The sequence below is a fragment of the Mycobacterium simulans genome, from assembly GCF_900232995.1.
GTDB classification, from domain to species: domain Bacteria; phylum Actinomycetota; class Actinomycetes; order Mycobacteriales; family Mycobacteriaceae; genus Mycobacterium; species Mycobacterium simulans.
Map to the genome: position 1 here is coordinate 1 of NZ_OCVX01000003.1, position 9085 is coordinate 9085.

Consider the following 9085-nt stretch of genomic DNA (forward strand, 5'->3'; position numbering starts at 1 on the left):
CCAGGGCCTGCCCCGTCCCCGATGCCCCATTAACGCCATCACCGATCAACGGACGGCCCAATAGCAGCTGTGTCGGCGCATTGATCGCGTCCATCACAGCCTGCTCGAACGCCTGCAACGGCGACACATTCGCAGCCTCGGCACTCGCATACGCGCCACCCGCCGCGCTCAGCGACTGCACAAACCGCTCATGAAACGCGGCCGCCTGAGCACTCACCGCCCGATACTCCTGCGCGTGCGTACCAAACAAGGCCGCGATCGCCGCCGACACCTCATCACCGGCAGCCGCCAACACCTGCGTGGTCGGGCCCGCTGCCGCCGCATTCGCGGCGCTGATCGCCGACCGAATCCCGGCCAAGTCAGCTGCCGCCGCCGCCACCATCTCCGGCGCCACCACCAGCAACATGACTATTCCTCCAACACCAGCGGTACGTACACCACTCGGGCACGAGGGTTGATCACCGGTGGCAACGCCGACAAATCCATTGCCCTATCCTGTTCGCGGGTCAACGCGATGTTCACGGGATCGATTCACCCGGTTGTTGCGTTGCCGCGGCGTCACAGACACCTCCGAGCAACCCGGTTTCCAAATCTCGTCCCGATGATTCTGCGCGTGGCCAGCGCACGGACGGGCAAAGATCTCAAAAGTTTCCGAATCTGAGTGCAGACTGCACACACGTTGAACAATGACCAGGGCATTACGCCCATTGGTTGCCGGTCAGAACGTGAGCCCGGAGAACATCAGCTGGCCGGGGTCGTACTTCTGCCGCACGGTGGTCAGCCGCGACAGGTTTGTACCGAAGTAGCGTGACGCCGCGGTGTTGGTCTCCAGGTAGTTGACGTAGCCTCCGACCGAAAACGGTTGCACCGCTTGATGCGCATCGCTCAGCCATTTGTTGGCCGTCGCCGCCTGGCCGCTGCTGGGGGTGTTGACGTACCACTGCACAACGGCGGACTGCCGGCGCCACGGAAACGCCGAGTCTGCCGGGTCCACGTCGCCTACCGCGCCGCCGAGCGAATCGATGAGAGCCGATGCGCGGCCCGCGGCGGGTGGCCACTTTCCGATCGCGGCGACGATCGCTTGGGCCGCGGCCGAATTCATCGTGCCGATCACATCGGATCCGGCCACGAAGCCCTCCGGCGGATAGGTCGTGTGGCCGCCGGCCAGGTACATCACCAGGTTCATGTGGCTAAGCGTCTTGTGCTCAATTCCGCTGGGCTGCACTCTAACTGCGGACTTGATCGCATCCGCGACCGCCGGACCGTGCCCGGCCGGGCAGGTCGCCAACACATGACAATTGCCCCCGGACGGGCCCTGCGCTGAGCTGACGGCGAGGTCGACGAGGCCCCAGGTGTCGCGGTCGGCCGAACCCAGCCACGCCTGCCAGCCGACGAGCACCTGTGCGGCCGACGACGGCGGGAAGTCGACACGGACCACATCGGAGTCGGCGGTGGGGAAGGTCGCAAAGGTCATCGACGTCGTCACCCCGAAGTTGCCGCCCCCGCCACCGCGAAGCGCCCAGAACAGGTCGGTGTGATCGTCCGCGGACGCGGTCACCGCATCACCGCTGGGCAGCACCACCGTCGCCGACTTGAGCGCATCGCAGGTCAAACCCGCGTGGCGGGAATCGGCGCCTATTCCGCCGCCCAGGGCCAGTCCCGCCACACCCACGGTCGGGCAGCTGCCGGTAGGAATCGCCCGGCCCGCGCCGGCCAATGCCTGATGGACCGCATAGAGATCGGTCGCGGCCGGCACCGCCACGTTTCCGGTGGCGCTGTCGAAATTCACCCCGCCCGGCAGCCCCCGCAGGTCGAGCACCATTGCCCCGGGCGCGGTGGACGCACCGATGTAGGAATGCCCGCCGCCGCGCGGGGCGATCTTGAGCTTGTTCGCCGCCGCGAACGCGACCGCCTTCTGGACGTCTGCTTGCGAGGTGACCTTTACCACCGCCGCGGGGCTCGAGCCGTTGTAGTTCGAGTTGAAGATCTGTTTTCCGCTGGTGAACGAGCCGCCGTCGGCCGGCAGCAGCACCTGCCCGCCTATGGACGACGCCAGGCTGGCCCACCCCGGCTCTGCGCGCGCCCGTGCCGTCGGGAAAACCGCCGAGGTCGCCAACGCTCCGACAGCGCCGCGCAGAAACGTCTGGCGAGAGATCATGGGCCGCATTGTTAATCGCCGCGTTCCGAGCGCGGCCCGTTACGAAATGCGAGAGAACGCAAACCTTTACGTCATCGTGTTCCAAATGTGACTGGCGTGTAGCAGGGTTCCTGAGATGAACCTATGGCGCCATCAGCCCCTGACACTTCGACTGCTGGCGGCATCCGCGGGCATCCTCGCCGCCGCGGCGGCATTCGCGGCACCCGCAGAGGCAAACCCCGTCGATGACGCATTCATCACCGCGCTGAACAACGCCGGCGTCAACTACGGCGACCCGATAAACGCGGAGGCATTGGGCCAGTCGGTCTGCCCGATGCTCGCCCAGCCGGGCGGGTCCTTCAACACCGCGGCAGCGAGCGTCATCGCAGGTAGCCAAGGCATGTCCCAGGAGATGGCGGAAACCTTCACCAGCATTGCGATCTCGATGTACTGCCCATCGGTGATGGCGGACGTCGCGAGCGGCAACCTGTCGGCTTTGCAACAAATACCGGGCATGCCGGACCTGCCCGGCTTCTAGCCCATTTCTAGCCCGTCCCCAACGGGTCGATCGTCCATGCGATGTAGACCATCGCCGCCCCGACCGCCGCCGTTGTCAGGAAGTCGGTCCCCCTGCTGCGTACCACCAGCAGGCCGGCCCGCTCGTCGGGCAATGCCAGCCGCAGTGCCGCGGCAACCCCGACGCCGATACCGATCAGCAGCGCCCCGCGCCGCCAAAAATTCGCCCCCGCCAGCACGAACGCCACCACAAAGATCAGCCCAACCAGCAGGATCGGCCATTGGGCGCGGACGGCACGCCCGAGAATGCTCCGAACCGTCATCGTTGTTCGGGCTGCTCGGCCAGCTCGACAACGTTGGTCAACAAGAACGCCCGGGTCAGCGGCCCTACACCACCGGGGTTTGGCGACACATGCCCGGCGACGTCCCATACGTCGGGATGCACGTCGCCGACCAGTCCGTTATCGGTGCGGCTGACGCCGACGTCGACGACGGCGGCGCCGGGACGCACCATGTCGGCCGTCAGCAGATGCGGCACCCCGACGGCGGCCACAATGATGTCGGCCTGCCTGGTCAGCGACGGCAGATCGCGCGTTGCGGTGTGGCATAACGTCACCGTGGCGTTCTCGGAGCGCCGGGTGAGTAACAACCCCAACGGCCGGCCCACCGTCACACCGCGACCGATGACGACCACGTGCGCCCCCGCGATCTCAACGTCGTAGCGGCGCAACAGGTGCACGATGCCTCGCGCCGTACACGGCAGCGGCGCGGGGGTACTGAGCACTAGCCGGCCCAGGTTGGTCGGGTGCAGGCCGTCGGCGTCTTTGGCCGGATCGACGCGCTGCAATGCGGCGTTTTCGTCCAGATGCTTCGGCAGGGGCAACTGCACGATGTATCCGGTGCAGTCGGGGTTGGCGTTCAGTTCGTCGATGGTCTCGTCGAGGGTGGCCTGGGAGATGTCGGCGGGTAGGTCGCGGCGGATCGACGTGATGCCCACCTTGGCGCAGTCGGAGTGCTTGCCCCGCACGTAGGCGTGCGACCCGGGGTCGTCACCGACCAGGATGGTACCCAGGCCGGGCGTACGGCCCGATTTGGTTAATGCCGCGACCCGCTGCTTGAGGTCCACGAAGATCTCGTCGCGGGTGACCTTGCCGTCTAGCGTGATAGCGCCCACGCAAGACAGTCTGGCATGGGTGCCGCGTAGCTCAATGATCGCGACCCGCCGCGCCCGGCTTCGCCGCGCTTGCGATCGCCAGGTGCCAATGATGTCGACCCGCTGCGCCCGGCTTCGCCGCGCTTGCGATCGCCAGGTGCCAATGATGTCGACCCGCCGCGCCCGGCTTCGCCGCGCTTGCGATCGCCAGGTGCCAATGATGTCGACCCGCCGCGCCCGGCTTCGCCGCGCTTGCGATCGCCAGGTGCCAATCATGTCGACCCGCCGCGCCCGGCTTCGCCGCGCTTGCGATCGCCATTACGCTCCTAATATGGCCCCGGACGTGCTCAGCCCGGCCACGCTCGGTCCGTTGAAGCTGCGCAACCGGATCATCAAGGCCGCGACCTTCGAAGCGCGCACGCCCAACGCGCTGGTGACCGACGACCTGATCGACTATCACCGCCAGCCCGCCGCCGGTGGGGTCGGCATGACCACTGTCGCCTATTGTGCGGTCTCCCCCGGCGGGCGCACCGGCGGCGAGCAGATCTGGATGCGCCCGGAAGCGGTACCCGGGCTGCGGCGGCTCACCGAGGCCGTCCACGCCGAGGGCGCGGCGGTGAGCGCACAGATCGGCCACGCCGGCCCGGTGGCCGATGCCCGCTCCAATAAGGCCACCGCCCTGGCGCCGGTGCGGTTCTTCAATCCGATCGCGATGCGGTTCGCCAAGAAAGCGACCCGTGATGACATCGACGACGTGCTGGCCGCCCACGCCAACGCCGCCCGCCTGGCGGTCGAGGCCGGCTTCGACGCCGTCGAAATCCATCTGGGCCACAATTATTTGGCGAGTGCGTTTCTGTCCCCGTTGATCAACCGCCGCGACGACGAGTTCGGCGGATCGCTGGAAAACCGGGCCAAGGTCGCTCGCGGATTGGTGACGGCCGTGCGCCGAGCTGTCGAAGGCCAGATCGCGGTGACGGCCAAGCTGAACATGGCCGACGGCATCCGCGGCGGCATCACCACCGACGAGGCGCTGACCACCGCCAAATGGCTGGAGGAAGACGGCGGGCTGGACGCGATCGAGCTCACCGCGGGCAGCTCGCTGGTCAACCCGATGTATTTGTTCCGCGGCGACGCGCCGGTCAAGGAGTTCGCCGGCGTTTTCAAACCGCCGCTGCGCTGGGGCATGCGCCTGACGGGCAAGAAGTTTCTCCGCGAATACCCCTACCGCGAGGCCTATCTGATGCGTGAGGCGAAGCTATTTCGCGCCGAGCTGAAGATGCCGCTGATTCTGCTTGGCGGCATCACCAACAGGGAAACGATGGACTTGGCCATGTCGGAGGGATTCCAGTTCGTCGCGATGGCCCGGGCGCTGCTGGCCGAACCCGACCTGATCAATCGAATAGCCGCCGACGGCGAGCGGGTGCGGTCGGCCTGCACGCACTGCAACCGATGCATGCCCACCATCTACAGCCGGACCCGCTGCGTGATCACCGGCGCGCCGGACCGAGGACGCCCACTTCAATAGACGGCAGGCGGTCGTCGGCCGCCGCGACAGCGAACGGGCTGGCGGCGGTATAGAAGGCCTCGTCGCTCATCAGGCCGCGTCGGGCGAGCTCGATGCAGTCCACCTCGGTGCGCCATCGCTTCGCGAAAAGACTCTTCAGTTGCTTGGCGTCGGGTCGGTGCAGGTTCAAATGCGGCTTTTGGCAGGCTAATTCGTCGCGCCTGGCCAGCGCTTGGGCCACAGCGGTCCGCCACTGCGGCAGCCGCGGGTCCGCACGCAGCAGGTCGAGAAAGTGCTCGATCGCCGGCAGTGCCCGGGTGACAAACAACGTGCGCGTAATCAGCCGCGCCGAGACGGCAATCGGGTCATCGCAAAGGGTTTCGTTCTCGTCTGCCGTCAACCACTGCGCCCTGACGGGTTCGGGGAATCCGGACTCGTCGGCAAGTCCAACCGCCACGGCGTAGCGGTGGGCGACGATCTCCAACGCGCGTTGGCGGCTCTCGGCAGCGATCTGCCCAATGGCGAGAGACGCCTGTTGGCGAACGTCGCCGTCATCGTCGGGGTGGGTCAGTCGCCCGTGCCAAGCGGCGCCCTGTTCCAGGGCGGGCAGGTAGGCCCAGCGGTCGGTGGCGCACACACTCAGCAAGGCGAGGACATCGGTGTCGCGGACCTCGACGGTGGTCTGGGTATGGCCTTGGTTGGTGACAGCAACCGGAATGGTTGGCGCCCAGCGTTGTTGCCAGCGTTCCGACCAGATAGTTCGCGGCGGACGAGGGCGGCTCGCCGCGCCGCCACGGTGGCCTTCGACGATGTTGTGCAATGCGACAATTGCATCGGCGTGTTTGATGTCGACGCGCAGCTCCTGTAGTTGCTTTGCTAGACAGCTGATCTCAGGTACACCGACAGCGACGAGCAGGCGATGCCAGGTGCGCGCTGTGAACGGCATGCGGCGGGCCGTTTCGATGAGGTCAGCCGCTAATTGAGCCGATAGCAAACCGATCTCGACGGCACGACCCAGCGTATGGCGAATGTTGACCAGCGCGTCGACGATTACGGGATAGCCGTCTTCGGGCTCTCCGTGGACCATGCCGACTTCATCGTCGGCATCCAAATGCCCGTCGCGGTAGCTTTCGAATACCCAACCGTAGCCTTCCATTCCGAAGGGATGGAGCTCGGCGGCGCGCAGCGCGCCCATGCTGGACGAGCCGACGACGCGAATGCCGCTGTCCAGCAACGTCAATAGCTCTTTGTGTCGCACCGGCGCGTGTTGGAAGAAAAGCCCGTCGACGATCAGCAGCGTATCGCCCGGCTCCAGCCCGTAGCGCAGGGCGTCGGTGAACGAAATCGGGGGCACCACTTCGGAATTGGGCACCACGGTGTGGATATCGTCGACACTGATGGTGGGCCCGGCGGTCACCACGATCCGGCCGCCCGCCGTCATGCCGACTCCTGTAAGGGGGTGCGCATCGGAGAGTGTGCTGCCGTCAGGCCCGGCGCAAGTACCTTCACCACCGGGACGCAGCTGCCGGCGAGATCGCACACGACTGCCAGCGGCTCGGTTCCTGACACGGCGGCCACCGCCGTTGCCGCCGTGGCCAACAGGTCACTCAGCGAGCCGGTGTCGGACACGTGCCATGGTGTGGGCTCGGCCGCAGGAACGTGCCGCATGGCTGGCCGCAGCCGGCCGTAAGCGTGTACACGGGCGAAACGGTGGTACAACACCGGCGACAGATCCTCGCGGGCTCCGCTGATCACCGTCAGCCTCGATTGCGCGGCTTCGGTGATCGCCCGGGATAACGCCACGTTGGGATCGTGGTGCAAGCCGAAGCCGCTGAACGGCATCCCGAGCATGGACGAACAGAGTTCGGCGGTAAAGCAATAAAAACCGTCCCATATATCGGTGCGCGCGATCTTCAGTTCGCTTCCGGCCCGGTGAATCACATCGACCAGCTCGGCGCACTGGGAGTCGGCGACGTCGTCGAGAGGTACCTCGAATAGCGTGTTTCCGGGTTCGCCCGCGGCCAGGGCGTGGCGTTCCATGACTTCGTACAACCCATGCAGAGTGGCCTCCCAGTAGCTGTTGCCGGAGGCCAAACCCGTGGTGTCCATCGAGAACATCGGTGGGTCCCAGCGGTTTTCGACCGCAGCGTTGACCAGAACCGCCTCCCACGGCACCCAGGTTTGGCGGCCGGTCAACAGCGTCGTCGCGGTCATCCAGTCGAGCCTGGCGCCCGGATGGTAGAAGCTGCGCGCCGGCCGGAGCAGCTGCGCGGGATCGTAGGTCAGTGCGGCTGCGATCTCGGTTGTGCTCATGGAAACCAGGTCGGGCGTGACGTTTTCGGCGTGCCAGATCTCCAGCGATTCCATGACCGCGGAAACTTGGGCGGCACGGTGGGTAGCGGCCTTGCCTTGACTGACCGAAAGCGTCAGCGAAGCGGGCCGCACCGCCTGCACGGTGGGAATCCCGAGATCATCGAGCCAGGTGAGGTCGGCGACGCGGGTGATACCCGCGGGCTCCAGCATCGGCTGCACGGCCTGCCAGGTCTGCTCGGGAGAGATGATGCGGTAGGTCCCCGCCCGGTGGGCGACGGTGGTGGGATCGGCGTGGCCCAGTACCCGCATCGGCCATTGCGACCAATCCGGGCCTACGGTGGCTACTGCACACGATTCAGACATGGGCGCAAGGTCCTCGAGGTGCGGGCGATTGGGGTCGGGCTGACGCGACGTGGACTCCATCGTTACTTGCCGCGCGAAAACCGCTATGCGGGAACAACATTGGCGGGGGGAGCGGGGGGTCGTTGCTCGACAACGAGCCCCCACCAGCGCCATCGTGGCGCACTGCATCGCAGCTTTAGTCGATGCAGTCTCCGTTGAAATAGAAGCAGACGAAGTGGAGCCGGTACGTTGCCTCGTCTTCGACGAACAGAAGTTCATGGGCCATGGGATCACCTCCTTCCGTACCGATGAGCGGTTACCGCATATCGCACCGCAGTCAATCGACCACAGTGTCTGGCGTTAAGGCTGTTACGCAGACTGCCAACGCATACGATGATTCGTTCTCGCTGGCGAGATCCCCTGCTGACAGATCCCGCGCATCCCAAAGGATGCCTGCGGCAGCGCCGGGCGTCTAACATTTCTTGGCTTAGGTGCCATAACCAGAAATTATCGAGGCAGGTCACGGGGGAGGTCCCGGTCCATACACGGTCGATATACCTCAGGGACCGGTGCGAATCACCGATTGTCGCGCCGGCGGACTCAACATCCCGGCGTAACCCCAGCCTTAGATACAGTTAACTCGATGCCCCCTCCAGCTCCGCCAGCGCTGACCGTTCGCTACGACGGGTCGGAACGCACCTTCGCGGCGGGCCACGACGTGGTGGTTGGACGCGATCTGCGCGCCGATATGCGCGTCACGCATCCACTGATCTCGCGTGCCCATCTTTTGCTGCGCTTCGATCAGGGCCGGTGGCTCGCCATCGACAACAACTCACTGAACGGGACGTATGCAAACGGTCGCCGCGTCCCGGTGGTCGAGATCTACGACGGCCAGAACATCAATATCGGAAATCCCGACGGGCCGCTGCTGAGATTTGAGGTCGGGCGGCACGTGGGGATGGCCGGGCGCCCACCGCAAACCAACTCGATGCCCATCGTCGCAACCCAGGCGGGCTGGCACCCGGCGCAGCCGGCACCGCCGCCATCGGGACACCACCCAACCTGGGCCCCGCCAGCCCCGACACGGACGTCCCCGCCGCCCCCCCCGCCGGCCCCGCCG

The 9085-nt window shown here is 66.1% G+C and carries 9 protein-coding genes and 1 pseudogene; 3 read left to right on the forward strand and 7 right to left on the reverse strand.

The window, feature by feature from the left end; genetic code table 11:
* The 3 genes and pseudogenes from MSIMFI_RS00610 to MSIMFI_RS27625 form a co-directional block, all read right to left on the reverse strand.
* Positions 1 to 412: PE family protein (locus MSIMFI_RS00610; RefSeq protein ID WP_396820107.1), on the reverse strand; the 412-nt coding region annotated here is incomplete at its 3' end.
* Between the two features lie 306 nt (positions 413 to 718).
* A complete protein-coding gene (locus tag MSIMFI_RS29170) occupies positions 719 to 1474 on the reverse strand; it encodes a BBE domain-containing protein (RefSeq protein ID WP_318187399.1) in 756 nt (251 codons plus the stop codon).
* A gap of 87 nt (positions 1475 to 1561) precedes the next feature.
* Positions 1562 to 2155 (reverse strand): annotated as a pseudogene (locus MSIMFI_RS27625) (FAD-binding oxidoreductase); the annotation flags it as partial.
* A 118-nt stretch (positions 2156 to 2273) separates the two neighbouring features.
* Here MSIMFI_RS27625 and MSIMFI_RS00620 point away from each other — a divergent pair.
* Positions 2274 to 2675, forward strand: a complete 402-nt coding sequence (locus MSIMFI_RS00620) for a DUF732 domain-containing protein (RefSeq protein ID WP_186241860.1) — start codon at positions 2274 to 2276, stop codon at positions 2673 to 2675.
* Between the two features lie 7 nt (positions 2676 to 2682).
* Here the strand turns inward: MSIMFI_RS00620 and MSIMFI_RS00625 are convergent, their stop codons facing one another.
* A complete protein-coding gene (locus tag MSIMFI_RS00625) occupies positions 2683 to 2976 on the reverse strand; it encodes a DUF3017 domain-containing protein (RefSeq protein WP_191495752.1) in 294 nt (97 codons plus the stop codon).
* Positions 2973 to 3827, reverse strand: coding sequence for a bifunctional methylenetetrahydrofolate dehydrogenase/methenyltetrahydrofolate cyclohydrolase (locus MSIMFI_RS00630; RefSeq protein ID WP_191495753.1), 855 nt, complete (start codon positions 3825 to 3827; stop codon positions 2973 to 2975). Before MSIMFI_RS00630 ends, MSIMFI_RS00625 begins: the two co-directional genes overlap by 4 nt.
* A 310-nt stretch (positions 3828 to 4137) precedes the next feature.
* Between MSIMFI_RS00630 and MSIMFI_RS00640 the strand changes: the two genes are divergently transcribed.
* Positions 4138 to 5331 carry an NADH:flavin oxidoreductase gene (locus MSIMFI_RS00640; protein WP_191495754.1) on the forward strand — a complete coding sequence of 398 codons (1194 nt, stop codon included), beginning with the start codon at positions 4138 to 4140 and terminating at the stop codon, positions 5329 to 5331.
* Here the strand turns inward: MSIMFI_RS00640 and MSIMFI_RS00645 are convergent.
* Both MSIMFI_RS00645 and MSIMFI_RS00650 read right to left on the reverse strand, forming a co-directional pair.
* Positions 5294 to 6751: a TfuA-like protein gene (locus MSIMFI_RS00645; RefSeq protein ID WP_191495755.1), complete on the reverse strand. Its 1458-nt coding sequence runs from the start codon at positions 6749 to 6751 to the stop codon at positions 5294 to 5296. The two genes, MSIMFI_RS00640 and MSIMFI_RS00645, sit on opposite strands and share 38 nt — an antisense overlap.
* Positions 6748 to 7986: a YcaO-like family protein gene (locus MSIMFI_RS00650; protein ID WP_191495756.1), complete on the reverse strand. Its 1239-nt coding sequence runs from the start codon at positions 7984 to 7986 to the stop codon at positions 6748 to 6750. Before MSIMFI_RS00650 ends, MSIMFI_RS00645 begins: the two co-directional genes overlap by 4 nt.
* Before the next feature lie 622 nt (positions 7987 to 8608).
* On the opposite strand from MSIMFI_RS00650, the gene MSIMFI_RS00655 reads away from it, so the two are divergent.
* The coding region (locus MSIMFI_RS00655) for an FHA domain-containing protein (RefSeq protein ID WP_191495757.1) at positions 8609 to 9085 on the forward strand (477 nt) is incomplete at its 3' end.

Coding starts and splice junctions, on each gene's coding strand:
- MSIMFI_RS29170 (WP_318187399.1), bottom strand. CDS start 1,474: ATGACCTTTGCGACCTTCCCCACCGCCGACTCCGATGTGGTCCGTGTC.
- MSIMFI_RS00620 (WP_186241860.1), top strand. CDS start 2,274: ATGAACCTATGGCGCCATCAGCCCCTGACACTTCGACTGCTGGCGGCA.
- MSIMFI_RS00625 (WP_191495752.1), bottom strand. CDS start 2,976: ATGACGGTTCGGAGCATTCTCGGGCGTGCCGTCCGCGCCCAATGGCCG.
- MSIMFI_RS00640 (WP_191495754.1), top strand. CDS start 4,138: ATGGCCCCGGACGTGCTCAGCCCGGCCACGCTCGGTCCGTTGAAGCTG.
- MSIMFI_RS00645 (WP_191495755.1), bottom strand. CDS start 6,751: ATGACGGCGGGCGGCCGGATCGTGGTGACCGCCGGGCCCACCATCAGT.
- MSIMFI_RS00650 (WP_191495756.1), bottom strand. CDS start 7,986: ATGTCTGAATCGTGTGCAGTAGCCACCGTAGGCCCGGATTGGTCGCAA.